Here is a 25,215-nt window from a genome sequence, read left to right as displayed (position 1 = left end):
GATCAAAAGATCGCAGCCTGCGGCAGCTCCTACAGAGTGATTTGCAATTAACGGACAGACTTTCGGTATATTCCTTTTCTTTTTTTGCTCGGTACGCCCATGTCGTCCCTGACACCCTTGAACCATCTGATTACCCGCTTCCAGGAGCAGACGCCGATCCGCGCCAGTTCCCTGATCATCACCTTGTACGGTGATGCCATCGAACCCCATGGCGGGACTGTCTGGCTGGGCAGCCTGATTCAGTTGCTCGAACCGATCGGCATCAACGAACGGCTGATCCGCACCTCGATTTTTCGTTTGACCAAGGAAGGCTGGCTCACCGCCGAGAAAGTCGGTCGCCGCAGCTACTACAGCCTGACCGGTACCGGTCGCCGGCGTTTCGACAAGGCCTTCAAGCGGGTCTACAGCACGACGATGCCAGCCTGGGACGGTTCTTGGTGCCTGGTCATGCTGTCGCAATTGACTCAGGACAAGCGCAAACAGGTGCGTGAAGAACTGGAGTGGCAAGGTTTTGGTGCGATCTCGCCGGCGGTGCTGGCGTGCCCGCGCAGCGACCGCTCCGATGTCAACGCAACCTTGCTGGACCTCGGCGCGCAGGAAGACACCATCGTCTTCGAAACCACCGCGCAGGATGTACTGGCCTCCAAGGCCCTGCGCCTGCAGGTGCGCGAGAGCTGGAACATCGAAGAACTGGCCACGCATTACAGTGAGTTCATCCAGCTGTTCCGGCCACTGTGGCAAGCGCTGCGCGAGCAAGAGAACCTGCAGCCAGCCGACTGCTTCCTGGCACGGATTCTGCTGATCCACGAGTACCGCAAGCTGCTGCTGCGTGACCCTCAACTGCCGGACGAGTTGCTGCCCGGCGATTGGGAAGGCCGCGCCGCTCGGCAGCTGTGCCGCAACATTTACCGTTTGATCTTCGCCAAGGCCGAAGAATGGCTGAACACTGCACTGGAGACGGCCGATGGCCCGTTGCCGGATGTGGGGGAAAGCTTTTACCGGCGTTTTGGCGGACTGAAATAGCACGTCATTGTTCAGGGATTGGTGCGGTTCAGGAGATTTGATGCATCCGATGTCGTGCGGTAGACAATAAAAATAAGCCTCGCGAGGCCTGACATGATTTCCACAATTGCACAGCGTCATGATGGGTTCGATCAATGGATCCATCAGATCAACCAGATCTGTGGCGCCTTCAACGCACAACCCCTGGGCGCGGGCTTCGCCGGTCAGATCCGCGAATACCACAACGATGCGCTCAAGCTCAGCTTCGTCGATGTCTGTCAGGCGCGGCTGTACCGCACGCCCCAGCAGGTGACGGCGGGCGAGGGCGATAAATACTTTGCGGTGTTTCAGCTCGACGGCACGGCGGGCATGGCCCAGGGTGATGACAAGGTTTTGCTGTCGGCCGGCGACATCACGCTGATCGATGCCTCGCGGCCCAGCGACTTCACCTACAGCGAAAATTCCCGGCAGTTATCGCTGATCCTTCCGTACCAACTGGTGGAGCAAACCCTGCGCTTCAATCAGGTCAAGTGCGGCCACCGGATTGTCGCGACATCACCGATCGCCAGGCTTTCCCATCGTCTTATCCTCGATGCCGCCAGCCAGCAGCAACTGAGCCGGCAAGAAAGCGAAGCGACCCTGGAAGCGATTGTCAGCCTGCTGCGTCCAGCCATCAGCCAGACCGAAGATTGCACGGACCCGCACGAGCGCACCTTCCGCAAGACCCTGAACTTTATCGACGCGAACATCCGCTGCGAAGAACTCTGCCCGGAATGGCTGGCGCGGGAAGTCGGCATGTCCACCCGCGGCCTGTACCGCATGTTCGCCAAGAAAGGCCTGGTGGTAGCGCGCTACATCAAGAACCGTCGGCTGGACCTGTGCGCCGAGTCCCTGCGTCAGTCGGGCAAGGAGGAGAAGTTGTCGGTGCTGGGGTACTCGTGGGGGTTCTCCGATTCGAGCTATTTCTCGACGGCGTTCAAGACGCGCTTCGGCATTGCGCCGGGGGAGTATCGCAAGCAGCACGCTTGAGTTTTTCCTACAGGATTCGCGGTTGATCGCGGATTTTGTGTGCGCCTCATAAACCTGTGGGAGCTAGCCTGCTAGCGATGACATCAGCACATCCAACATCAATGCGTCAGACCTACCGCCATCGCTAGCAGGCTAGCTCCCACAGGGGATAGCGGCGAACACAGAATTTGATATCAGCCAAATCAACTGTGGATGTTGAGCGGAAATTGTTGCTGGCAAGCTTTGACTCTGATGTAGTTCAAGGCATTTAAGTCTGTAGGAATAAATCCATAAAAGAACTTTCCGACAAGAAATTGATTGGGTGCTTGTTCCGTGTCGGATGAGTATTACTGTGCTATCAGAAGTTGCTGGCTAATATTTATACAGATGTGGGCGTAATATTCCGAAGTCGATCAATTTGATTTCGGTGAAGGTGATTCAATGGCAAAAAAATATGTCGCTATATATGGATTGGTATGTTTTGGCGTTTTAAGTTTTTTATTTGCTGAAACTGCTTTTACAAAGTATGGGGATCAATCTGGGGTTAAGGGTTCTGAAAATGAAGATGAATGCCGATTTGTGGCTTACAAACAAGATGGAAAAATAGAGCTGGTCGTTGAATATCCGACGATGAAAATTGTAGAGGCGAAAGCGGTTTCTGATGAATCACGGGTGACTATCCAGCTTTGGTCTATCCCTGCCCCGGAAGATGGCGTTGATCGCGCTGTCGTTGAGGTTTCACTTCTCAATCCAGGACCCATTACAAGTTTCGGGGTCGGGAAAAATCGAGTGAGCACCTTCTTGGGTCGAGATGGGCGAGAGGTTTATGTTAATAGGGGTGAGGTTGTGAATAGGGTGAGTCGAAAGTTCTCAATTAACACTCAAGGAAGTTATCAGTATTCTGAGGAACATACGGATATAAGAGTCATGGATGATTTTGCTCTGGATGTTTTCAAGAAAATCAGGGTGGGATATACAGCTCAGAATCAGCAGTCCGTGTTCACCTGCAAGAAACAGCCCGCAAACAAGTAATTGTCTGCGGTTTTTTTGTGAGGCTTAAAAGATCGCAGCCTTCGGCAGCTCCTACATGGCCCGTGTGCAAACCCGATTCTGTAGGAGCTGCCGAAGGCTGCGATCTTTTCGCGCTTTACTTCGGCGAATTAAAATTCAACGTCGGCGTTTCATCGAAGAAATTCCACGGTTTCAACAGCACATGCACCCATTCGGTCGGCATGATCGGCCATTCTTCGGCGCGGGCGATGTGGGTGGTGCCGGTGGTTAGCCAGACGACGTCGTCGGTGTTTTCGATGGACTGGTTGTCCTGGGTGAATTGCCCCAGGCCCGAGTCTTTGTCCGAACGGTTCGGGTACTTGCCTTCCGGGTACTTTTCTTCTGGGTTGTATTGGGTCACCCACAGTTGCTTGTCCATGAAGCTGAGGCGGTGATACAGCCATTCGTCCTGGCCGAAGTTGGCGCCCTTGGCCACCGGGTGCGTGCCGCCGGCATACGGAATCAGCTGATAGGAAACCGGGTTGCCGACTTTGTTTTCCTTGCTGAAGTTGGTCAGCAGGCGCACGGTCGACGGGTCGAATTTCTGGGCGGCCTGTTGTTCGGTGCTGACCACTTTGGTTTCCGTCTGCATGGTGCTGGTGCGTGGTCCGCCACGGTCGTTGGGCAGTACCACCGGGTTGACTTCCACCAGCGAGTTTTGCTCGCCGTCCACGTCCATATCCAGGCGGAAGTTATAGATGTGCTGGTGCGTGGTGCCGACGATGTTGTGGTCGAGCAGGGTGCCGTAGCGGGTGTCTTCCTTGGCGGTGTCTTCGTGCATGGTTTTGGACTTCACGCCTTTGACCGCTTCGATGCCGGTAGCGCCGGCGTCGATGCCGATGGTGCCGTTCTGCTGGAAGACCCAGTCGAAGATGTAGTCGTAGTTGCCGACGGTGCTGATCCAGCGCACCACCAGTTCACGGCGTTCGGTACTGAGGTTGGGCTGGCCCATTTCCTGGTGTTTGTATTCCGGGCCGGCGTAGCGTTCGAACACGGCCATGGCGCGTGGGATTTTAGTGGGCGCGCCGGTGTAGTCGGCGATGGTGGCGTCCAGCAGCACGGCGTTTTCCGGGGCGTCTTTGCCGCGGGCGACGGGCGAGGTCAGTGTGCCCATGCCGTAATCGCCGGAGTCCAGGTATGCCTTGAAGTACCAGCCGACATCCGGGTCGCCGTAAGGCACGATCATGCCGCCCAACGAGCCTTCGTACATGATCTTGCGTTTCTTGCCCTTGTCGTCATAAGTGACCGTGGACAGGATCGGACCGACCCGCGAATCGAGACGCACGTGGAAGTCCCAGTTCTGCCAGTGAATGCTGTTGCCGGTGATGGTGTAGTTCTTGCCTTGCGGCTCGATGATTTCCAGCGGCTTGACCGCGACGCCCTTGCGCCCACGTCCGTCGTAGGGCGTCGGTTTCATCGGCACTGGAACGATCGCTTCGTCTTCGATCTTGATGAGTTTTTTCTGCTCCAGATCGACGATCGCCACCAGGCCTTCGATCGGGTGCGCCCAGTAGTTGCCGTCGTCGGTATTGAGATAGCTGACGATTTTCAGCAGGCGTTTGTCTTGCGCCAGGCCGTCCTTGCCGTCGAAATAACCGACGGTCAGCGGCGTGGCCACGACCTTTTTCACGTCATTGATGCCGCGTTTGGCCAGGGCCGCAGCATATTCCGGGCTGGATTCGACAGCGGCCTGCACGGTCGCGAAATCGTCCAGCAGCACCATGCCGTGGGCGCCTTGAACCGGCTTCCACGACGTGAGTTGTTTGCTGTCGAGATCCACCAGCGCCTCGATCACGTGCTTGCCATCGAGCACCACGATACTGGCCTGGCGCGATTGGGTGACGTTTTGCCCGGTGTAGACGAAGTTCCACACCTGGTCTTTCGGCGGTTCCTTGACCGAGACTTCAGTGAAGCGGAAGCCCGGTTTGTAGTTTTCCGATTTCTTGACGATATCCACGGCGGTGTTGATTTCGTCCGCACTCAACGGGTTGAGCGGGTTAGGGCGGGTTTCGACGACAAAGGTGGTGTCCAGGCCAGATTGGAACACCTGGTTGATGAAGTCCTTGGACATGAACGCGGTCTTGCCCTTGAACACCACCGGCACCGTCAACTCCATGCGCTTGCCGTTGAGCATGGCCACCTTGCTGTCCGGCTTGACCTTGAGATAGACCCCATCCTTGGCGATGGTGAACATGTTCGAATAGTCGTCCCATTTGACTGTGGCGCCAAACTCCTCGAGGCCCGCTTGCAGCGGCACCATTTCGGCATGACCGCCGTGGGCCTGGGCATTGCTCGCCCAGAACGGCAGGCCGATGGCGCTCAGGGAGATGGCCAGGGCGAGCCGGGCAAGGGGTGATCTTTTGGACGATGCTTTGGCGCTGAACATGGGTGCATTCCTGGGGGAAAAGCCGGTGACTGGCATGTTCGCACTTTGCTACAGCAAGTCGCTGGCTGCTTTTGAGTTCCTGCCAGATTGCTTGGACTCCCTGCCGGAATCAGCTTTCCTCAGTGGATCCAAGTTGGCAAGTTCGATATTGCCGTTTCAACAAGCGGGCTCAAGCCCCACCCACTGCCTGCGAGGCGCTGGATAGGGCCTACATCGTTACTTGCGCATGGCCACATACGAATTGCGCAGGTCGCTGGCCCAGCCATCCAGTACGCCCTTGACGTCTGCTGTGGTGATGACTTGCTTGTCGTTTTCCAGGGTTAACCCCGTGCCTTTGCGTACCACTTCAGCGACGACGACCCCGGTCCCGCCATCGAGAAAGACGACCTCGGTGGCAATTTCACTGTCCTGATCACGAATGCCGGTGGCCGTGCTGACACCCGCGGCAACCAGGGTAATAGGTAACCATTCATAGTAGCGCAGGCTTTGGGTACTGGCCGCCACGCGGGTAATTGCAGGCCGCACGATCAGGGTGTTGGGGCCTGGGGTCGTGACCACCTTCATGACCTTGCCCAGCTCGTGCTTGAGCGCGGCGTCGTAGTACCAGGTGGTGTCGGACAGGGTGGTCTGGGGTATGCGCTCGGTCGGCAGGGGATTGGGGTAGAACTGGCTCGGTTCGATATAAACCTGCGTGTAGCGTTCGGGCTTGAGTGCCGGGGTTACCCAGCTCAACACCGTTTGTCCCGAGGGTGACTGATGCTCCGTCAGCAGGCTGTAGTCATGCAAAAATCCTGAGTACGCGTCGGGGCTGACTTTTTTGCTGGTGCACGCCGACAGCACCAGCGTGGCGGCAGCCAATAGCGGCAGCGAGAATCTTTTTCTCATCGAAGGAGTCCTGGTTTGGAGGGTTTATAGAAGTGGTGCGCCACTGATCACTGGCTGGTGTGAGCGGCGGGGAGGTCATCCGAGCTTTCGATGCGCAGAGCGCCATTGGCCATGATCCACTGGGTGAATTCGGCAATGGGCACGCTATGGACGTATTCCACCCAAGTGCTGGTGCTCGGGCTGTAGCGTTCGAAGTAGCGGCGCAGCACCACGTGGGTCCGATCATCGGTCAGTCCGACGCACGACTGCTGGAATAGAATCGGCTCGTTGTGCTCGGGCTCACTGGTGCGCTGGTTGAGGATCACTGTGTGAGCGCTGTCGACCGTCTCGACCGGGTATGGACTGTTCGATCCCTGCATGGAAGACCTCATGACTTGAAAGTCGCGCAGGTTGCGGCAGAGCGGTTGCGCCAGTATGTCCGGTTGATGTCAGCCCGGTAGAAATGTTGCGCGATTGAAATATATGACCCTGACGTCGGAATGGTTTTAGATACGCTCCTTTTTTGACCCGTGGACCCTCTGAACGTGAGCAGACTGCTGATCGTCGACGATGATGTGGAAATCCTGGCCTTGCTGAAGCAGTTCTTCGTTCAGCATGCCTATGAGGTGGACGTGGCCACCCATGGCGAAGCCATGTGGGCGGCGATTGAAAAAAGCCGGCCGGACACCATCATCCTCGACCTGATGCTGCCGGGCGAAGGTGGCCTGAGCCTGTGCCAGAAGCTGCGGGCCCGTACGGCCATTCCGATTATCATGTTGACCGCCATGGGGGAGCTGAGCGATCGCATTGTCGGTCTGGAACTGGGCGCCGACGATTACCTGACCAAACCGTTCGACCCTCGGGAACTGCTCGCCCGGCTGCGCGCCGTCCAGCGTCGTGCCGGCGAGAAAAACCTGGGGCATGAGCCACTGCGGCCGATCATCACCTTCGCCGACTGGCAGCTGGATATCACCTGTCGCGAGCTGCGTTCACCCCAAGGCGTGATGATTCCCTTGTCCGCTGGCGAGTTCGATCTGCTATTGGTCTTTCTCGAACATCCACAACGCATTCTCACCCGCGAACAACTGATCGACCTGGCGCGCGGGCAGGGCTACGACGCCTATGACCGCAGTATCGACGTGCAGGTCAGCCGACTGCGACGCAAGATCGAGCCGGACAGCAAGCGCCCGGACCTGATTCGCACGGTGCGTAACGGCGGGTACATGTTTTCTGCCAAGGTGACCCGTTCGTGATCCGTCGTATATCCCCTCGCGATACCCTCAGGAGCCGCATTGCGCTGACCATCGTCGCGGCAATGGTCGCTTCGCTGGCACTCAATGGTCTGTTCGTGCAACTGGCTGGCACCTGGGGTCGGCCTCCCATCGAGCGCACCGGTTTGCTGGAGCAGATCGCCGCGAATGTCCGGGTGATCGAAGCGGCACCCGCGTCATTGCGCCCGCAATTGGCCGCCGCCGCGAGCAATCCGATGCTTGAGGTGATGTGGAACCCACAGCGCGCCGATTTCCATCTGCCCTCGGGCGGTACTCAGGTGAAGCCCAAGGGGATGCCGCTACTTCAGTTGCTGGGCGACAACCCCCGCGACATTGAAGTGTTCAACCCCGGCGACTGGCCAGACGGAAGCCCCCAGGCGCACTACGTGGCCCTGGTTCAGTTGCGCGATGGCAGCTGGTTGTCGTTCACGCCCCCGGAACGAAGCTGGGGGCTGGACTCACGCGTGCGGATCGCGATCATCATCGGCCTGGGGCTGATTGCAACCTTGCTGGTCGCCTGGATTGCCACACGGCAGTTGGCCAACCCGCTGCAACGTTTTGCCAGTGCCGCAAGGCGCTTTGGCGGTGACCTGCGTGCACCGCCGATCAAGATCGAAGGCCCCCATGAAATACGTCAGGCGATCATCGCGTTCAATACCATGCAGGCGCAGATCCGGCATTTTGTCAGCGAGCGCACGCAAATGGTCGCGGCCATCTCCCATGACTTGCGGGCTCCCTTGACGCGCATGCGCCTGCGCAGCGAGTTCATGGAAAACCTGGAGCATCAGCGCAAAATGGTTCGCGACATCGAAGAGATGCAAACGATGATCAGCGCGGCGCTGGGGTTTTTCCGTGATGAAACCCATATGGAGCAAACCACGGCATTTGACCTCTCGGAATTGCTGCAAACGATCATCGATGATTTTCGCGATCAAGGCATCGTGGTCGATTTTGCCGGCCCAGCTCACCTGGTGTACGACGGTCGCCCGCTGGGCATCAAGCGGGTGATCGTCAACCTGCTGGAAAATGCGGTGAAGTATGCGCAAAAGCCACGCATTGATTTGAGCGGTGGCGAGCAATTGGTCTGTATTGAAGTCAGTGATGAGGGGCCTGGCATTCCCGAGTCTGCCCTCGATCGGGTGTTCGATCCTTTTTATCGTCTTGAAACTTCACGCAACCGTGATACCGGCGGCGTGGGGTTGGGACTGTCCGCTGCCCGGGCGATCGTTCGCGAACAAGGTGGGGAGCTGGCGCTGCGTAATCGCCGTGGTTCGGGGCTGGTTGCGCGTATCGAGCTGCCGGGTACTCAACGGTTCAACGCTTCGGGGCGGCAGGGGGAATGACGCAATAGCCACTGAGCCGCCAATCGCTGCCTTGGCTTAAAAGGAAGCATAACTATTCGCGCCCCCGTACCCACAGCGCACCGCAATGACCCCCAAGCTGCCCCGTAGACATGGTTTTTTTGAGCATTACGAAGAGTTGGTTGGCACCTGGACCCGTCGCCTGAGAAACCGTCAGCAGGCTGAGGATCTGGCCCTCGATACCTTTGTGCGGGTGCTTGAGTCGGATTCGAAGGGGGTGGAACAACCTCGGGCGTACCTGCACCAGACGCGCGCAATATCGCCGTGGATGGTTATCGGCGTGAGGATCGGCGGAGCGCCATGGAGTCCGAGGCGATTGATGTCAGTGTGTCGTCAACCGGCGACCCGGAGCACTTCATGCAGGCGATCCAATTGGCCGATTCCATCGAACGCCTGGGACTGTCCAAGAACATGGTGGAGAAGTATATGATCCGCACGCTGCGGCATCTGCGCGGCCGCCTTGAAGGCCTGCAATCATGATGTGCAGAGCTTTGTGTAGGAGCTGCCGAAGGCTGCGATCTTTTGATCGTGCCTATGAACAGCAAAGTCAAAAGATCGCAGCCTGCGGTAGCTCCTACACCAGCGTGCGGTGTGAATTCTTAACCCCAGCCAAACAGGAACTTCCATGATGGATACTCGTGATTGTGCGTGCGGGCAAACAACAGTTCGCGATGAGGCGGCGCGGTGGTTCGTGCGTTTGCAAGAGCCCGTCGTTGATGCCTAGGTGCGAGGCCGGTTCGAAGCCTGGCTGGACGAACATCCTCAACATCGAAACGAATATGAATTGCTCCAGGGCCTGTGGAAAGCGGCCGACTTGGTGCCCGCTGCGCGCCTGCGGGCGTTGTGTCAGGAGCCGCCGGCGCGTATTCAGCGGCGCCCGGTACTGCGTTATGCGGTGGCCGCCAGTGTGGTGGCGGTCGCGCTTGGGTTGGGATTGGGATTGGGATTGGGATGGTTCAGCGGTTTGAATCGCCCGACGCCTTACACCGCCGAGTTTTCCACGGCGCTCGGCGAACGTCGCCAAGTGGTGTTGCCGGATGGCTCGGTGGTGGATCTGGACAGCCGCAGCCGCATTCAAGTGCGCTTTGAAAGGATCGTCGCAGCATCGAACTGGCCGAAGGCGAGGCGATGTTCAGCGTCCAGCATGACACCAGCCGACCGTTCGTGGTCCAGGCCGGCAAGGTCACGGTCACCGGCACCCGTTTCGATGTGCGCCGCGCCAGCGCCGAGACCCGGGTCGTGGTGGAGCAGGGGACGGTCAAGGTTCAGGGGCGCGATGCCGCCGACAAGGATTTCATCAACCTCACCGCAGGCCTGGGCACTCACGTCGATGCGCAGGGCAAGGTGGCGGCTGCCTATGGGGTCAATCCGGCCGAGCTGACAGCCTGGCGCAACGGAAAGCTGGTGTTCAACAACGCAAGCCTGGCTGACGTTGCCGAGCAAGTCTCGCGATATCGAGAGAAGCCGCTTAAGGTCGCAAGCCCGGCCGTGGGCAATCTGCGGCTGACCAGCGTATTCAAACCCGACAACACCGATGCGTTGCTCAAGGCCTTGCCGAACATCCTTCCAGTAGCCGTGCGGACCCTCGATGACGGCAGTCAGGAAATAACTTCAAAATAAATTCAGGATTTTTCGAGTTCATCGTCTTCCTATTCAACTGCAACTGGTTTGCATTAACAAACGCACACTCTTGCGATCCACAGGACTACGTTCGACGTGAAAATATCCACCGCGCTACAACGATGAAGTGTGGGGCGGCGAAGTGACGCTGTTCTACATCGATTTCGATAAAGAGTTGCAGTACATCAGCAACGATGCGGGCTGGACCAACCTCGGCGCGACCACCCACCAGGGCGTCGAAGCGTCGGGGCACTACGACATGGCGACGCTGGGCCCTCGCCTCGATGGCCTGACGGCCAATGCCGGGTTCACTTACACCCGCGCTGTCCATGAAGGCGAGATTCCTGGCTTCAAGGGCCGTGATCTGCCGTTCTACTCGCGTCAGGTGGCCACTGCCGGCCTGCGCTACGACATCAATCGCTGGACGTACAACATCGACGCCTTTGCCCAGTCCAAACAGCGCTCGCCGGGTGTTGCGGTGAATGCCGATGGCAGCTTCACCAACAACTACATCACCGAGGGCACCGCGGATGGTCAGTACGGCGACATTCCGGGCTACGTCACCTGGAACGTGCATAGCGGCTATGACTTCGGTCCGTCAGTGTTGAACCTGAAGCTTGGCGCCGGGGTGAAAAACGTCTTCGACAAGCAGTACTTCACCCGCTCCAGCGACAACAACGCGGGGATGTACGTTGGCGCCCCGCGTACGTTCTTTGTGCAGGCCAGTGTTGGGTTCTTATAGTTGATCTGTGGGAGCGAGGGCGTCAGGTCAGTCGACATTGATGTTGAATGTGCCGACCTCTTCGCGGGCAAGCCCGCTCCCACAGGGTTTTGTGTCGTTCATAAGTCATGTGGTCGACCAAAGTACCTGTAGGAGCGAGGCTTGCCCGCGATGGCGTATGGTCAGTCGACATTGATGTTGAATGTGCCGACCTCTTCGCGGGCAAGCCACGCTCCCACAGGTTTTGTGTCGTTCACAATTGTTGTGGTCGACAAAAGTACCTGTGGCAAGCGGGCTTGCCCGCGAAAGCGTCAGGTCAGTCAGCATCAATGTTGAATGTGCCGGCCTCTTCGCGGGCAAGCCACGCTCCCACAGGGTTTTGTGTCGTTGTTCAGACCTTCAACACCTTTCCGCCAATCGCCACCGCCACCAGCAACAGCGCCATCAGCCCGAAGGCGAAACTCAAACTGGCGGCATGGGCGACAAAGCCGATCACCGCAGGCCCCGCGAGAATGCCCGCATAACCCAGTGTGGTAATGGCTGGCACGGCGATGCTTTGCGGCATGACTGTCTGTTTGCCCACGGCGGTGTACAGCACCGGAACAATGTTCGAGCAACCGGCGCCAAGCAGCGCATACCCTGCAATCGCCGCTTCCCAGCTTGGGGCGAACGTGGCCAGGAACAAACCCGCCGCTGCCGTCAGGCCACCGAATACGATCACGCGGGTGGCGCCCAGGCGTCGCACGATGGAATCACCGGTCAATCGTCCAGCGGTCATGGTCAGGGCGAACGCTGCATAACCCAGCCCCGCGTAGGCTTTATCGATCCCGCGCTCCTGTGCCAGAAACACCGCGCTCCAGTCCAGCGCGGCGCCTTCGGCGAGGAACACAATGAAGCACATCCCACCGATGAACAGCACGATGCCATGGGGTACGGCGAACGCCGGTCCCGAACTCTCGTTGCTGTAGGGCAGCAGGTGCGGTGCCGCCTTCGCCAGCGCGACCAGCACCACGACGATCACCACCAGCATCGCGCCCAGCGGTGAAAGCCCGAGGCCGAGCAAGCCACTGACGCCTGCCGCGCCGACGATCCCGCCGAGGCTGAACATCCCATGGAAGCCCGACATCATGTTCTTGCCGCTGGCCCGTTCGACGATCACCGCTTGCAGGTTCACCGTCGAATCCACCGTGCCCAAGCCGGCACCAAACAGGAACAGCGTCGCGATCAGCGCGGGAATCGATGACACCGTCGCCAGCAACGGCAGCGCCGCGCAGATCATCAGCGTCCCGCCGGTTGCCACCTTGCGGCAACCGAAACGCGTAGCGAGGATGCCGGCCATGGGCATCGCCAGAATCGAACCCACCCCCAGGCACAGCAACAGCAGGCCCAACGTGCCTTCGTCCAGCCCAGCCCGCGCCTTGGCATAGGGCACCAGCGGCGCCCACGCGGCGATGCCGATCCCGGCGATAAAAAACGCGATGCGCGTGGACATTTGTTCCAGGCGTCCGGGAACGAAAGTGCTCTGGGTGTTGAGATTGGTCATATCGATCCTTGGCAAAAAACGTCGCGTCCCCCTAGGGACAGTGGTCAACCGGCAAGCGTTCGACCAGCGTCCGCAAGGTTTTGCGGTCAGGCAGGCGGACATCCTTGCACAGCCAGGGCATGTTTCGCGATATGTTGAGGACCACCGATTACTCCACCGATCAATCCAGCAGGGAGGGCGCCATGGCGCGGATGTACGATGCACGGGGCAATATCTACATGGTTGTGGCACCGCAGGACCTGCGCCACCAGGGTATCGACCTGCCCGATCAGGCCAGCGATGCCGTGCAAACTCGCCAGGCCTGGGCGCTGGCGGCCATCGAGGCGTGCTGTAGTTGGGCGCCCGGCACTCAACCGCCGGGCAGCAAGGAGCATCGTAGCGATGGCTTGTTGGTGGGACCGTTCCAGTCGTCGCCGCCATTTGATCTGTTGATCGTCAACACCGACGGCACCCTTGCGGAGCGCAGTGGCAATGGGCTGACGATTTTTTCCCAGGCGCTCAGCGATCAAGGGCTTCTGCCCAGCGACGAAGCTTGCGTACTCAAGGTTCACCATGACAAGGCTGATGCCGTTTCACCTGGAGAAACGTCGGTGAAATCGGCAGAGGTCGAGGGCGTGCAGGGTTTCTGGCTCGATCTGGGTCGGCCCGGCTTCGGCCCCGATGCAGTCAGTGCCGTTGGGGTTGAAACAGCAGTGCTGAACGGTCGCGAGCTCAGCTGCGTTGAACAATTGTCAGCACTCAATGGCGCTTGGTCGCGCAGCCAGTTCGCTCGGGTCGGCAATCCGCATTGTGTGACGTTGGTGGACCGTGTCGAGGATTTGCCAGGCAATGAGCTGATGCGCGAACCCGCATTGAACGAAGGACTGACGCGTATCGCCTATGCCATGCCGACAGGGGCAGGGCGGCCGTGTCCGGCGGGGATCAATTTGCAATGGGCGATGCATGAGTCCGGGCAGCAAGTGCTTGCACGGGTGTTCGAGAGGGGCGAAGGGCCAACCGCATCATCGGGTACCAGCGCCACGGCGGTGGCTTGTGCGGCGTGGCGGGTGGGCTGGGTCGGCGCGGGTGAAGTGAAGGTGGTGATGCCCGGTGGGACTGCGCCGATTTTGCTGGAGCAAGAGCAGGGGGAATTGAGTCGGGTCAGTCTGTTTGGCACGGCGCGGTTGGTGGGGTGATCTTGAAATAGCTATCGCGGGCAAGCCCGCCATGATGATCGTTCCCACGCTCTGCGTGGGAATGCAGCCCGGGACGCTCTGCGTCCCAATCAAAAGCCGAACGCGGAGCGTCCGTTGAGGCATTCCCACGCGGAGCGTGGGAACGATCTGTACAAGGAAAGCGGGGTTCTCAGCGAAGGTGTCACACCAAACCACTGAACTCCACCACCGGCATCGTCCGCTTCATCAACACCTTGCCTGCGCGCACCGAGTACAACGGCAAAGCCTGGCTGCGGATCACTTCGTAGTCGTTCTGCGCCGACAAAATCAAAAGATTCGCCGGCCGCCCCGGTACCAAACCGTAACGATCACCCAGCGCCAAAGCCTTCGCGCTGTTGTCGGTCACCAGGTCCAGTGCGCTTTGCAGGTTGCGATAACCGAGCATGTGACAGATGTGCAGTCCCGCTTCGAGGACCCGCAAAATATTGCCGTTACCCAGTGGATACCACGGGTCGACAACCGAGTCCTGGCCAAAGCATACGTTCAAGCCGGCTTCGAGCAACTCATTGACCCGGGTCACGCCCCGACGCTTGGGGAAGTTATCGAAGCGTCCTTGCAGATGAATGCTTTCGGTGGGGCAGGAGACAAAACTGATGCCGGCATGGCCGAGCAGGCGAAACAGTTTGGCGCAGTAGGCGTTGTCGTAAGAGCCCATGGCGGTGGTGTGACTGGCGGTGACCCTGGAACCCATGTCCCGGCTGCGGGCTTCTTCGGCCAGCACTTCGAGAAAGCGCGAGTGCGGGTCATCGGTTTCATCGCAGTGCACGTCCACCAGGCAACCGGTGCGTTCGGCCAGGTCCATCAGGAACTTCACCGAACTGACGCCTTGATCGCGGGTGTATTCGAAATGCGGAATCCCGCCTACCACGTCGGCGCCCATGTGGATCGCTTCTTCCATCAAGTCCCGGCCGTTGCGGTAGGACTCGATGCCTTCCTGGGGAAACGCGACGATCTGCATGTCCACCAGATGACGGCTTTCCTCGCGTACTTCCAGCATCGCCTTCAGGGCAGTCAGTTGCGGGTCGGTGACATCGACATGGGTGCGCACGTGCTGGATGCCGTGGGCGACCAGGGCCTGAATGGTTTTCTTCGCGCGGGTCTTGGTGTCTTCCAGGGTGATGGTCGCCTTGCGCTCACCCCAGCATTCGATGCCTTCAAACAGCGTGCCACTCATGTTCCACCGGGGCTCGCCGGCGGTCAGGGTCGCATCGAGATGAATGTGCGGCTCGACGAAGGGTGGCACCACCAGATTGCCGCCAGCGTCCAGATCCTCCGGCCCCAAAGTTGGCGCCTCGGTCTGACGGGCGATGTTGCTGATCAGGCCGTTTTCCAGGTGCAACTCATGCAGACCTTCCTGATTGCGCAGCCGGGCGTTGATGATGAGCATCGGGAGAGTCCTTTTAGTCATTTCTTGCAGGTGGTCTCCTTACGTTAGCGCGGTGTCGGCAACCTGCGCCAGTTCAAGATGGAAGCCAAAAAAAGCATAGGCATAAAAAAACCACCTAAGAAGGTGGTTTTTTTTCAACTGACGGAGCGCGGTTCAATGTGGGAGCTAGCCTGCTAGCGATGGAGTGTCAGCTACTGGGGTGTCGACTGATACACCATCGCTAGCAGCTAGCTCCCACAAGGGCTTTGCATTGTTCGGGTTACTCGCCGCGATAGATGCAGCCGCTGGTGCAGGTCTCGTGGATGCGGATGGCGCTCAGCTCCGGCAGCAGAGGCTTCAATTCCTGCCAGATAAACTTGGCCAGCACTTCACTGGTCGGGTTTTCAAGGCCGGGAATGTCGTTCAGGTAGTTGTGGTCCAGGCGCTCGTACAGGGGCTTGAAGATCGCCTTGATCTCCGAGAAGTCACGGATCCAGCCGGTGTGCGGATCAAGGTCGCCGCTCAGATGAATCGCCACTTTGAACGAGTGACCGTGCAGGCGGCCGCACTTGTGGCCGTCCGGGACGTGGGGCAGGCGGTGGGCGGATTCGAAGGTAAATTCTTTGAAGATTTCCACGGTATGACCTGTAGGGCAGGAGATTAGAGGCTTAAAGGCTAAATAAGATTTCTGGTGTACTGATCAATGTACTGATTGATCGTTGCTGGGGTTCAAATCGAGCATCCATTGCGAGATTGCAGACTGACGCCAGGCCACCGAGTTGGGGCCTATTCTAACCTGTTTTGGGAAGGTGCCTTCCCTGATCCGTCGATAAACCGTGTTACGGCCAAGGCCGGTGGTGTGAAGCACCTCTTCGAGGCGCAGGAAACGATCAATGTTTTGTGCTGCTGCCATTTTTTGCTCCTTGCCGCTTGCGGCGTTTATTTCACTGAGCCGCACGTGGCGGCAGAAGGTGGTTATATGTTTCGAAGTTCTTTTCGTTGCTCGGGAGATTGCGCGGGGTAACCGAAGTAAAAGCGCCGCTTGCCCGTGTAGCCGCACTCACTGCAACCGGCAGATGGCCCGCAGCTGCACCCACCCTCGCAGCCGCAACTGCACCCGCTACACGCCAATGTCGCTACACCTTCTTCCTCGACCTCCCCATCCTGTGTAATCCAGTACTTGCGCCGTCGATCAAGCCGGAATCCGGCGGCCTCTTCGGCCTGCTCGTATGTCGCCGGCTCGACCAGAAAACCGTGCTCTGCGGTCGAATCAGCAACTGATCGCATAACTCTGGGCATGCAAAATTCCTCGCCCGCCGTACACCGGCAGGCTCTGTGCTTTAATTGAGAAAAGTTCACCAAGGAGTGTGTGTATGAATAAGGCGGTACGAAACCCATTGTTCCTCATCGGGATTCCGTTGGCCTTTTTAGGGGTGAGTGTTGGTATCAAAGATCTGCTGGAGGGCCAAATGGTCGGTTTCTCGGCGTTAGGTCTGTTAATCCAAGGTCTTGCTTTTATGTTGGCAGGCTGGCTGCAGAGGAAAAGGTGAACTTAACGACCATTGCTTCTCCCCTTGTAGCAGTACACGTAGGCGAACCAGGCGAGGGCGATCATGGCGTCACCTTCACGCCGAGCAGCACATCGCTGACGATCTCCCAGAGTTGAGCGGGTGACCACTGGTACCGATCGAAGTCGCCATCAGGCTCTATGCCAATCAAGCAGCTTGATTGCGCGCCTTTCTGGCCCTCCCACCCTTTTTTCATGATGGTCGCCACCTTGCCGTCGCCGCCCGGCTCCGTACGGTGAAAGTCGTACGCCCTCATTCGGTACGTTGAACCTGCATTGATAATCTGCGCCCTCGTTTGCAGCATCTCGACACGTCCATTAGGAACCCATGGCCGACCGCCTCGGCTGGAGCGCGCGCCTTCGTGCAGGTAAAGCTCGTGTGTTTCCTGTTTGAAGCAGGCGGAACTTGAAGGCAGGTCCGCGTATTCGATATTGATTTGCTGACCAACTAGGATCAGCGAATCGAAGTCGAACCGGTGATTGTGGATGGCTGAGTGCTCGAAGCAACTGCGGCGCGGAAGTTCGGGGTGCCAGACATGCAGGCGCTGATTGCCCTCCAGCTGGACCTGCACAAAGCCCAGGCCGTGCAGGGTGATTTTGTCGGTCATGACGTCGTCGATGATGCTCACGGGCAATACCTGTCCTTGCCGCTATAGCGGCTGACTTTGAGTTGGTTAACGAAATTTGAGAATTGGTGCCGGAAATTAGGATTTCCGTGGCGGCGTTACGATTTTCGAGCTGAGGTAGCGGCTGACTTTGAAGGGGGAGGGAGTTACAGAGGTGCTTTACTGGTGTATTACATGTCGCACATCGCAGCGAAAGGATGATCAACTTGCGAAAATATCTCCCATTCTTCTTGGTGCTCCCGGCCGGCTTGGCATCGGCGTACGAGCCTGAGCGAGCATCGAATAACCTCGCTCACGAATTCGCGGAGTGCGCAGCTTATTACTCGATAACCTCGAAGATCGTTTCACGTTCTAAGCCTGAAGAGGCGAAGCAGTTCGATAAGGCCGCGGACTTGGCCACGGCAGGCTCTAATGTATTGACCAGCGAGAAAGTAACCAATGCAAGAGTAGAAATGGCAATCAAGTCCATGGTGAAGGAGTTGGACAACGACATCGCAAACTTTTCGATTCTATTGAACAAGTACTCCGACTCATGTGGTGCGGCCATCAACGATCCAGAGGCTCGAATGAATTACTGGCTCGAGAAGGAAGGCTGATCCTGCTAAAGGGGGAGAGCGTTACTGCGGGGAGTTCGGTTTTTTCCCTAGGCCTTTCACGGCCTCGCTGTAGATGAATTTGATTTGATCCCATGGGATCGTGTACCGATGCCCATACTCACCTTCGCCGTCGCAAATCTCACAACCCTCTGAAGGCTCATCCAGATCGATGCACTCAGGGCAGTAGTGCGTGACTTCCAACTTGAACTCACCAAGCAGCAGAGCTTTGGCGCCGTTCTCGGCAGTCAGCCTTGTGGGCATGAGGCAGTAACCGGCAGGCACGGTCAGCTCATCAATCCGCTGATCCGCTGCGTTCAGGCGCTGGTGCAGGGCTTGCTCGCGGCGTTCGGCAGCAAAACAGCGCTCAGCGGCGTCCAGAAAATGGCGAGTTGCATTGTTGAAGTCGCCGGCATAGACGTACTCGCCGGCCGCCCCTTTGAAACGGTAGCGCTTCACTTCATCCGGCTGCTCGGTAATTCGGTTTTCTGTGGGCATGGGGCGTCCTATGCCGGGGTATGCCCGGGCGGTGGAGGTGGTTCGGAGTTGGGAAAGTTATCCACAGGGGATTGGTTGGCAATCTCCCATGTTTCGGCGGCAGTATCTGGATATCAAAAACACCGGAGCGCCCGCCTCATGAAACGTCTGACCGAATGGATAAATCTGATTGCTGCCGTGATTCGCCTGATCAACGTGATCAGCCGTACGGGGTGGTTTTGAGTGGTCAGAGCGCCATTTCGGCCTGTGTTTCTCGCTGCCAGATCGGCGAACTGTTGTGCGATTCGATTCGGTCGGCGATTACATTGGCACGCTGGCCCGCCGTTGGTGGGGGGTACATCCCGAAGCGGGCGATACTGCCTCCGTTCACCGCGGCGTTCGTGGAGTCGGCAGAGGCCAGCGGCAGTAGCTGGAAAATTGCAGGGTCAAGCATGCGCAGCCCGTGGAGTCGGCACATTGGCCGGCCGTAATCGTCACAGATAGCATCCATCGCCGCGCCGATTCGCTTCCACCACGGACGGGTGCCTGGGCTTGACCACTGGCCGGAACTGCCTACTGCGACGGTCTGCCACTCAGCGGCGAGTCTTTGAAGACGCTCAAGCGATTCGTGTAGGTGCCAGACAGGCACGCCGCGCAACTCCCTTGGCCAGGCTGAAAGAAGAGCGTCGTTCGCAGCCTCATCACCATCGATCACGTCCGGGATCAGCGCCCAGTCAAAGCCCGGGTGCCGGTGCCACTGCTCAACCCAGCGGGTGTAGCCGTCGACATCCAGGGTTCCGCCCTTATTCCAGATCGAGAAGGCTCCATTGTCGAAAACAAACGACTGGCAGACATCAGCAACAATGCCGATGTCGTCCTGGCGTGGGAACGGCACCAGTGCGTGACGCCCAGCCAGGAAGCGGGCGCCGTCCTGGCGGGTGCCGCCGACAGGGGTGCCGTGATAAGCGATCATTCAGGCAGCCTTATCGATTCGATGTCGATGCCTTGGTGCGTACCAGTGAGGATAAGGTGACCGCCAAGCGTTTCCTGTAGTTGATCGGCAATCTGTTCTTGGATTCCAACCTTGATGAGCGCCGTCGCTGCCTTGATGTGCTCGACCCAGATCATGCAGAGACTGCGTATTTCGAGTCGATAAACGATTAAGTCCCCGTCGTTTGGGCAAGTAGCTGCGAACGTGTGCCGGTAAATATTCATAGGGGTTCCTCGCCGGCTGGCGTGATTCGTAAATTGGGATGATGATTTGCACCTGGCGCAAACCTGGCGGTGGCTGCGATGAGTGCGAAAACCGATGTAATGGCGATCAGATTGATCGGGGAAGAGGTGGTGCGGTTGCTCTGCCTTCCCGATGAGGTGCTAGACGCCGAGGCAGAAGAAGGGCTTCGGCTGATTGCAGAGCTTGCTCGATGGCGAGATGCATTGTCCGCTCCGGTACCGAGGGTTTATCGAAATAGGTGAGGGTGGCTCAGGCAAAGATGTCGATCTGAGCGGCCTTGCACTCGCGTTCACCATGCGGCAAACGCGCGAGCTCTTGTTTGGCCGCGGCCACTTCCCCGGTGTGGCGACCATGATCGATATCGATGCTTACCGTTGATCCATCTGGCCTGCGGATTGTCCGCTCACCGCGCGGGCCGCGCTCAATGGAGTAGCCCAGTCGCCGCCATAGCCCGTTGGGGCTTTCGAACTGTGGGGTCATTTTTTTGCCTCAGTCGTGCAAGTGTTCGCGCTTGCCAGTTTCCTGGTAGTGCTGATCCTGGATCGCGATCTGTTGGTCAATGGTGAACATCGGATTGCAGGTGATGCAGTGACCGGCAATTTTTATCGCCTGAAACGAAAGCGAAATTGAGGCGTAGTCTCGGTAGCAGGAGGGGCATTTGATGGCGTCGACGCCGCAGCAAGTTAGCGCATCGTCTTCGTCCTCGTGGTGCTTCTTGCAGATCGGGCATTCGAATAGCTCGGTGATCTCTGGCTGGCAGCACTCCAGAGCGCCATCTTCATCGTCGTGAATTTCTCGGCACGCCCCACATTGGTATAGCGCCCTGATTTTCAGATCCATGGTGTTCTCCAATGCAGGCGAGTGATTATTCGTCGTGACAGATGCGCAGGGCTTCGCGGTTGTAGGCGAGCTCAAGTTTGCGCGACACGTTTTCGCTGATCGTGATTTCGTGTCGCGGCGGGGCCAACACAGGCGCGGACTTTTGAGGCCCTAACGCATGAAGATGATGAATCATCAACGTGATCGCCTCGCCCTGTTCCTCGATGCCGCTCCAGGCCATGAGCTCAGCAAGCGCTTGCCTCGTACCGGCCATGCAATGCAGCCGAATCTCTTCCTCGCCGCGAGTCTTTCGCCTCGCCGCAGTCTTTGCTGATCGTTCTTTCGGCTCGGCTGCCATGGGATACCTCTTCAATGCCGCTGGCGGGCAGTGCCAGCCAGGATTGTCGTTTGCGTTGTTGTACGCGTGCCATCCTGCTCATCAGGCGGACGCCGGGAAGTCGAGTGAGTAATCGGCAATCAGCCGGCGACATAGTGTTTCGCTGATGCCGAGGTGCTTGCTGGCCTTATACCGAGTCATGCCTATCGCTTTGCACTCCAACAATTGAGCGGCCAGTGCGGCTTTTTCGTCGTCGCCGATGAGCCTTCCGCGCTTGCTCTTGGGTGCCTCGATGTTCCGATAGCCGTACGCCGGCTTCGGGATTTGATCGACACCGGGGCTGTCCTTGCCGAGGCCAGTTGGGATCAGCTGAGCCTGACCCCCAGATGCAAAGAAGGCAGCTTTCGCCGCCTCCAATCCGCTTTGCCGCTTTGCGGCTTCTTCGATTGCTTGGTCCATGTCAGGCACCGTTTAAGTGGTGGAGGGGCGCGAAGGGGATGTCGTCGTCGAAGCTGTCGGGCGGGGCGGCCTGCTGGTTTTGCGCTGGTCGGGATGCCGCCTGCTGCCGGGACTGCTGAGGCCTTGGCTGCTGCTGCGGTTGATTGGCCGCCTGAGGCGGTGAGCCGACGAACTTGATCAGGATGATCTTGCCGGTCAGCTTGACGCCTTCACCTCCACCGTTCTTGGCGTAGGTTTCGATGTGGGCGTCGTCCATGGTGAAGTAGAGCTGCTGACCCTTGAGCAGATATGGCGCCATGGCCTCGGCCTGCTTTCCCCAGAGAGTCGCATCGACCCACTGAGTCGGGCGCTTGCCGTCCTGACCCTTGCGGCCGTAGTCGCAGGCCAGAGCCAGATTGATCACGGCATCACCGCCTGGGGTGTAGCGCAGTTCAGCGTCACGGCCAATGCGGCCGACGTCGGTAAGAGTTGGCATTGAATGTCCTTATGCGGCGATGCCGAGCACGCGATTCATGCGCTCGTCGAGGATTTCGTAGAAGGTTTTGACGCGTTCGTTCATCTTGCGAATCATCACTTCGTCGCGGTAGGCACGCTTGACGAACAGCTTCATGCCCGGCCAGTAGCTGACGAAGTCGATCCACTCGCGATCCGAAACCCACAAGCCGCCCTGGCACTGTGCTACGTGCTCCTTCGGGATCTCGCCGGACAGGATCACTTCCACCTGAAACTTCGGCAGCTTGGTTTTGATCTCGCACAGGCCGTCTTCACCAATCAGAGAGTCTGGCGAGTAGCCGATTCCGTGATTCAGGATGATGCCGACCTGTTCGGTGGTGACGTCTAGCTGCGACTGGTACAGGCCGCGGGCAATGCCTTCGTACTCATGGCCGCGCTCGGTGTGCCGGTTGCCTTGGAACGGGTCGGCAGCCTCGCCGGTAATGCGCTCACCGATCAGGGTGTTCATGTAGGTGAATGCACCGGCGCCGAAACCCGCTTCGCCCTTGCCGTTGACCAGAAGAGTGTCCAGCTCCGAGCAAGTCACGATGCCTAGGCGCAGATCCAGCCACTCTTGAGTCCCTTGCTCTACGTTACTGATTACTTTCATTGCCTTTGTCCTCGGCTGGTTTGCTGTTTTGGGTCGCTGACTTGGTGAGCATTGCGAGCACCTGGTCGAACAGTGATTTTTCGACGGATGCCGGGGTGCCGTGCATCTTCTTGAAGGCCTCTTTTGCCTTGTCGCTGCATTTCTCCAGCAATATGGCGAGCTGCGCGGCCTGGGCCGAAGTCACGCGCGGGGTGATCTTCGCGGCCGGTCCGTTGCCGTCGTCGTCTTCGCCGGTCGTGGTGATGTTCAGCAGCAGGCCTGCGGTGTAGCGCTTGCCGTAGCTGACGCTGGACGCCACTGCCTGAACGCCATTCTTGCTACCCGATGCATCGACCGGCAGGACGATCGAGGTGATTTCTCGGTGCCCGGCGCGATGGCTCAGTACGCCTTCAACCTCGATGCCTCGCTCATTGCGCGGTGTGCGGAAGGTGAGGGCAAAGCCATACTTGGCCATCACCGGCTTGATCATTTCGTTGATGTCTTCCCAGAGTGCGTAGGTGCTCTGGATGCGACCACTCTTGTCCTTGATGCCGCCGCGCTCACCGATCACCGGCATTTCTTCCTGCATCTGGGCCAGGGCATCGTCGTACTGCTGCTTGGCCTGCTGCGCCTGGAAGCGCTCATGCATCGCCATCAAGCGCTCCATCTTGTCGATGTCAGCGTCGGGGCTCATGGCCACCTGCTGAATGATCGACATGATGGTTGCCGACTCGGTTTGAATGGCCGGGACGCGCTCGACCTTTTCTGTCACTGCAAGATTGCTCATGGCGACCTCAGTACTTGATGGAAATGGCGGGGATGAAGCCGCTGGCGATCAGCTTCACAGCCAGGCGCGCGCAGTCTTCGGTCATGCCGTGTTGCATGAATGCCTCTTTCGAAGCCTTGTAGATGGCGCCTTTATGGGCACGGTCTTCCTCGCGCAGCCTTTCTTGGCGCAGGATTTCGTCGGCGGCAGCGTTCTGGCGGGCGATCTCGTCAAGTCGAGCCTGTTCAACCGCTGCGGCCTGACGCTGCTCTGCGGCAATGCGGTCCTGTTCGGCGCGGCGAATGGCCTCGACACGATCCGCCTCGGCTTGCAGCTTCTGGCGCTCAGCCTGTTCGGCGGCCAGCTTTAGCTGAAGGGCCTGGTTCGCGGCGGCGGCTTCGGCCTCGCGGACTTTACGCTCGGCTTCACGCTGAGCCTGTGCGGCCTGATCGATCAGCGCTTGTTCGCGCCGTGCAGCGGCCTCGCGCTCAGCCTGGGCCTTTTCTTCGGCTTCGCGCTGGGCTTTCTCCGCTGCTTCACGGGCGATTGCTGCTTCATGGTCAGCCTTGGCGCGCGCTTCAGCTTCAGCGCGTAGCCTAGTCAGTTCAGCCTGCTCAGCTTCGTACTGCTGTCGAGCGGCGAGGGCAGCGCGTAGCACGCCAAGCGCTTTGTCCTTGGCTCGGGCAGCTTCCGGCTCAAACTCTTCCCATGCATCGCCCAGGGCAACCGCTTCAAGCTGTACAGCTCGTTCGGCCAAGTCTTCGGCGGTGATGCCGTCCAGATCCACGGCCAACAACCTGATTCGCTCGATCGCATCGTTGTGCTTGTCGACCCGGGCATCTTCGGCGGCCTGCCACTCATTCAGTGGTCGGCGAACCTCTTCCTGCCATGAGTCCAGAGTGTCGCGAACACGCTTGCGCTCGGCGTCGATCTTCTTCGGGACTTCCTTCAGGTCGGCGACCAGCTTCTTACCGACGTCGTCCAGCGCCGTTTTGGAGCGGGCAACTGCGTAGGCCATAGAGGCAATAGCGTCGCGGCCTTTGCGAGTGCTGATGTCCGGCGTGAAGCCATCGATCTTGTTGCGGATCACCTGCAACCAAGGCTCAAGGCCTTTTTCGGCGGAGTAGACGGCCAGGGCGGTTTCTTGTGGCGGCACGACGGCCAGTTGCTGTTCTGCGGACATGGGGAATCCTTGCCGCGATGCACGCAGCGTTTGAAGGTGTGAGTTATTGGGTGAGCTGACCGGAGTAGGCGCTTGCCAGCATCCAGGCGGTGAAGAGCAGAAGGGCGATGGCAGATCCGCGCCAGGTGTGGAGGCGCTTGGCGCGCTGGTAGGCGGTCATTTCGGCATATCCGGGATCGGCAGCCAGTGCGTGATCCTGGTGTGGCAAGTGTCGCCGTCGATGTATTCCCATGGCTTAAGTTCGCGATTCTTCCTGACTGCAAAGAATGGCTGGTGACGGGTTTTTCCTACACGACACACCAGAACCCTTTTGTTGGGGGCGGGCAGGCTGTCGTCGATGCTGATCCACTCGCTCATGCCCGAACCTCGTACGCCAAAGTCCACTCGCCGCAAAGGCACGCGCGTCGGCTCCAAGCTTGCGGGTTTTCAATATGAGCCCGCTCGGCTGCCTGCATGGCGTCCCACATCGTCGGCCCCTTGAACACCATCAGCAGGCGGTCACTTGGTACGGCCAAATGCTCGGGCAACTCGTCGAGCTGTTCGTTGATCAGCGTTTTTACCAGTGGCGTTGTCATGGCTGAACCCTCGGGCGATGGGTGTGATTCATGAAGCCCCAGTTTCCCGAGGCCTTGTCCTGGTCCGTGAAACCCTCGCAGGCAGAGCAGAG

The 25,215-nt window shown here is 58.7% G+C and carries 29 protein-coding genes and 3 pseudogenes; 11 read left to right on the top strand and 21 right to left on the bottom strand.

Going from position 1 to position 25,215, the window contains the following annotated elements; translation table 11 throughout:
• Positions 1-99: 99 nt before the first annotated feature.
• From paaX to ACRESJ_RS22555, 3 genes are all read left to right on the top strand, one after another.
• Entirely contained in the window at positions 100-1,023 is a 924-nt protein-coding gene (gene paaX, locus ACRESJ_RS22565; RefSeq protein ID WP_431759897.1) for a phenylacetic acid degradation operon negative regulatory protein PaaX, read from the top strand.
• A gap of 93 nt (positions 1,024-1,116) precedes the next feature.
• A complete protein-coding gene (feaR, locus tag ACRESJ_RS22560) occupies positions 1,117-2,031 on the top strand; it encodes a transcriptional regulator FeaR (RefSeq protein WP_431759896.1) in 915 nt (304 codons plus the stop codon).
• Between the two features lie 420 nt (positions 2,032-2,451).
• Complete coding sequence (locus ACRESJ_RS22555; RefSeq protein WP_431759895.1) at positions 2,452-3,042, top strand: hypothetical protein; 591 nt, start codon at positions 2,452-2,454, stop codon at positions 3,040-3,042.
• A gap of 115 nt (positions 3,043-3,157) precedes the next feature.
• Here ACRESJ_RS22555 and tynA read toward each other — a convergent pair whose 3' ends face one another.
• The 3 genes from tynA to ACRESJ_RS22540 all read right to left on the bottom strand — a co-directional run bounded on the left by tynA (position 3,158) and on the right by ACRESJ_RS22540 (position 6,690).
• A complete protein-coding gene (gene tynA, locus ACRESJ_RS22550; protein ID WP_431759894.1) occupies positions 3,158-5,446 on the bottom strand; it encodes a primary-amine oxidase in 2,289 nt (762 codons plus the stop codon).
• Positions 5,447-5,662: 216 nt separating this feature from the next.
• On the bottom strand, positions 5,663-6,331 hold the full coding sequence (locus ACRESJ_RS22545) for a DUF3313 domain-containing protein (protein ID WP_431759893.1): 669 nt from the start codon (positions 6,329-6,331) through the stop codon (positions 5,663-5,665).
• Positions 6,332-6,378: 47 nt separating this feature from the next.
• Entirely contained in the window at positions 6,379-6,690 is a 312-nt protein-coding gene (locus ACRESJ_RS22540; RefSeq protein ID WP_431759892.1) for a hypothetical protein, read from the bottom strand.
• A gap of 165 nt (positions 6,691-6,855) precedes the next feature.
• Between ACRESJ_RS22540 and ACRESJ_RS22535 the strand changes: the two genes are divergently transcribed.
• The 5 genes and pseudogenes from ACRESJ_RS22535 to ACRESJ_RS22515 form a co-directional block, all read left to right on the top strand.
• A complete protein-coding gene (locus ACRESJ_RS22535; RefSeq protein ID WP_431759891.1) occupies positions 6,856-7,563 on the top strand; it encodes a response regulator in 708 nt (235 codons plus the stop codon).
• Entirely contained in the window at positions 7,560-8,924 is a 1,365-nt protein-coding gene (locus tag ACRESJ_RS22530) for an ATP-binding protein (RefSeq protein ID WP_431759890.1), read from the top strand. Before ACRESJ_RS22535 ends, ACRESJ_RS22530 begins: the two co-directional genes overlap by 4 nt.
• Positions 8,925-9,009: 85 nt before the next feature.
• A pseudogene (locus ACRESJ_RS22525) lies at positions 9,010-9,422 on the top strand (sigma factor).
• Positions 9,423-9,567: 145 nt separating this feature from the next.
• Positions 9,568-10,562 (top strand): annotated as a pseudogene (locus ACRESJ_RS22520) (FecR family protein).
• Positions 10,563-10,674: 112 nt separating this feature from the next.
• Positions 10,675-11,304 (top strand): annotated as a pseudogene (locus ACRESJ_RS22515) (TonB-dependent receptor domain-containing protein); the annotation flags it as partial.
• A gap of 370 nt (positions 11,305-11,674) precedes the next feature.
• On the opposite strand, the gene ACRESJ_RS22510 reads toward ACRESJ_RS22515, so the two are convergent.
• Positions 11,675-12,826, bottom strand: coding sequence for an MFS transporter (locus ACRESJ_RS22510; RefSeq protein ID WP_431759889.1), 1,152 nt, complete (start codon positions 12,824-12,826; stop codon positions 11,675-11,677).
• Between the two features lie 182 nt (positions 12,827-13,008).
• On the opposite strand from ACRESJ_RS22510, the gene ACRESJ_RS22505 reads away from it, so the two are divergent.
• Positions 13,009-14,001: a diaminopimelate epimerase gene (locus ACRESJ_RS22505; protein WP_431759888.1), complete on the top strand. Its 993-nt coding sequence runs from the start codon at positions 13,009-13,011 to the stop codon at positions 13,999-14,001.
• 181 nt (positions 14,002-14,182) lie between these two features.
• Here ACRESJ_RS22505 and codA read toward each other — a convergent pair whose 3' ends face one another.
• The 3 genes from codA to ACRESJ_RS22490 all read right to left on the bottom strand — a co-directional run bounded on the left by codA (position 14,183) and on the right by ACRESJ_RS22490 (position 16,319).
• A complete protein-coding gene (gene codA / locus ACRESJ_RS22500) occupies positions 14,183-15,427 on the bottom strand; it encodes a cytosine deaminase (protein ID WP_431759887.1) in 1,245 nt (414 codons plus the stop codon).
• A gap of 259 nt (positions 15,428-15,686) precedes the next feature.
• Positions 15,687-16,043 carry a 6-carboxytetrahydropterin synthase QueD gene (gene queD, locus ACRESJ_RS22495; RefSeq protein WP_046042818.1) on the bottom strand — a complete coding sequence of 119 codons (357 nt, stop codon included), beginning with the start codon at positions 16,041-16,043 and terminating at the stop codon, positions 15,687-15,689.
• A gap of 63 nt (positions 16,044-16,106) precedes the next feature.
• Positions 16,107-16,319, bottom strand: a complete 213-nt coding sequence (locus ACRESJ_RS22490; protein WP_431759886.1) for a helix-turn-helix transcriptional regulator — start codon at positions 16,317-16,319, stop codon at positions 16,107-16,109.
• A 460-nt stretch (positions 16,320-16,779) separates the two neighbouring features.
• Here ACRESJ_RS22490 and ACRESJ_RS22485 point away from each other — a divergent pair, with 460 nt between their 5' ends.
• Positions 16,780-16,956 (top strand): hypothetical protein, encoded by a 177-nt coding sequence (locus tag ACRESJ_RS22485; RefSeq protein WP_431759885.1) that lies wholly within the window; start codon positions 16,780-16,782, stop codon positions 16,954-16,956.
• 61 nt (positions 16,957-17,017) lie between these two features.
• Here the strand turns inward: ACRESJ_RS22485 and ACRESJ_RS22480 are convergent, their stop codons facing one another.
• Complete coding sequence (locus tag ACRESJ_RS22480) at positions 17,018-17,581, bottom strand: hypothetical protein (protein ID WP_431759900.1); 564 nt, start codon at positions 17,579-17,581, stop codon at positions 17,018-17,020.
• Between the two features lie 224 nt (positions 17,582-17,805).
• Here ACRESJ_RS22480 and ACRESJ_RS22475 point away from each other — a divergent pair, with 224 nt between their 5' ends.
• Positions 17,806-18,195, top strand: a complete 390-nt coding sequence (locus ACRESJ_RS22475) for a hypothetical protein (protein ID WP_431759884.1) — start codon at positions 17,806-17,808, stop codon at positions 18,193-18,195.
• 21 nt (positions 18,196-18,216) lie between these two features.
• On the opposite strand, the gene ACRESJ_RS22470 is transcribed toward ACRESJ_RS22475, so the two are convergent.
• The 13 genes from ACRESJ_RS22470 to ACRESJ_RS22410 all read right to left on the bottom strand — a co-directional run bounded on the left by ACRESJ_RS22470 (position 18,217) and on the right by ACRESJ_RS22410 (position 25,123).
• A complete protein-coding gene (locus tag ACRESJ_RS22470; protein WP_431759883.1) occupies positions 18,217-18,690 on the bottom strand; it encodes a hypothetical protein in 474 nt (157 codons plus the stop codon).
• A gap of 226 nt (positions 18,691-18,916) precedes the next feature.
• On the bottom strand, positions 18,917-19,642 hold the full coding sequence (locus ACRESJ_RS22465) for a hypothetical protein (RefSeq protein WP_431759882.1): 726 nt from the start codon (positions 19,640-19,642) through the stop codon (positions 18,917-18,919).
• A complete protein-coding gene (locus ACRESJ_RS22460; protein WP_431759881.1) occupies positions 19,639-19,884 on the bottom strand; it encodes a hypothetical protein in 246 nt (81 codons plus the stop codon). Before ACRESJ_RS22460 ends, ACRESJ_RS22465 begins: the two co-directional genes overlap by 4 nt.
• A gap of 268 nt (positions 19,885-20,152) precedes the next feature.
• Entirely contained in the window at positions 20,153-20,383 is a 231-nt protein-coding gene (locus tag ACRESJ_RS22455) for a hypothetical protein (RefSeq protein WP_431759880.1), read from the bottom strand.
• A 9-nt stretch (positions 20,384-20,392) separates the two neighbouring features.
• A complete protein-coding gene (locus tag ACRESJ_RS22450; protein ID WP_431759879.1) occupies positions 20,393-20,743 on the bottom strand; it encodes a hypothetical protein in 351 nt (116 codons plus the stop codon).
• 25 nt (positions 20,744-20,768) lie between these two features.
• Positions 20,769-21,080, bottom strand: a complete 312-nt coding sequence (locus tag ACRESJ_RS22445; protein ID WP_431759878.1) for a hypothetical protein — start codon at positions 21,078-21,080, stop codon at positions 20,769-20,771.
• 81 nt (positions 21,081-21,161) lie between these two features.
• Positions 21,162-21,518: a hypothetical protein gene (locus ACRESJ_RS22440; protein ID WP_431759877.1), complete on the bottom strand. Its 357-nt coding sequence runs from the start codon at positions 21,516-21,518 to the stop codon at positions 21,162-21,164.
• Between the two features lies 1 nt (position 21,519).
• Complete coding sequence (ssb, locus tag ACRESJ_RS22435; protein ID WP_431759876.1) at positions 21,520-21,993, bottom strand: single-stranded DNA-binding protein; 474 nt, start codon at positions 21,991-21,993, stop codon at positions 21,520-21,522.
• A 9-nt stretch (positions 21,994-22,002) separates the two neighbouring features.
• The gene (locus ACRESJ_RS22430; RefSeq protein WP_431759875.1) at positions 22,003-22,620 is read right to left on the bottom strand and encodes a lambda exonuclease family protein; all 618 of its coding nucleotides are present in this window, start codon (positions 22,618-22,620) and stop codon (positions 22,003-22,005) included.
• Entirely contained in the window at positions 22,604-23,386 is a 783-nt protein-coding gene (locus tag ACRESJ_RS22425) for an ERF family protein (RefSeq protein WP_431759874.1), read from the bottom strand. The genes ACRESJ_RS22430 and ACRESJ_RS22425 overlap by 17 nt, the downstream gene beginning before the upstream one ends.
• A 7-nt stretch (positions 23,387-23,393) precedes the next feature.
• Positions 23,394-24,548, bottom strand: coding sequence for a hypothetical protein (locus ACRESJ_RS22420; protein WP_431759873.1), 1,155 nt, complete (start codon positions 24,546-24,548; stop codon positions 23,394-23,396).
• Between the two features lie 156 nt (positions 24,549-24,704).
• Complete coding sequence (locus ACRESJ_RS22415; RefSeq protein WP_431759872.1) at positions 24,705-24,905, bottom strand: DUF551 domain-containing protein; 201 nt, start codon at positions 24,903-24,905, stop codon at positions 24,705-24,707.
• Positions 24,902-25,123, bottom strand: coding sequence for a hypothetical protein (locus tag ACRESJ_RS22410; RefSeq protein WP_431759871.1), 222 nt, complete (start codon positions 25,121-25,123; stop codon positions 24,902-24,904). Before ACRESJ_RS22410 ends, ACRESJ_RS22415 begins: the two co-directional genes overlap by 4 nt.
• Positions 25,124-25,215 lie beyond the last annotated feature (92 nt).

The organism is Pseudomonas sp., from assembly GCF_050739655.1.
In the GTDB taxonomy this organism is placed as follows: Bacteria; Pseudomonadota; Gammaproteobacteria; order Pseudomonadales; family Pseudomonadaceae; genus Aquipseudomonas.
Note: the sequence above shows the minus strand (reverse complement) of the source record. Positions and strands in the feature narration are given on the sequence as shown.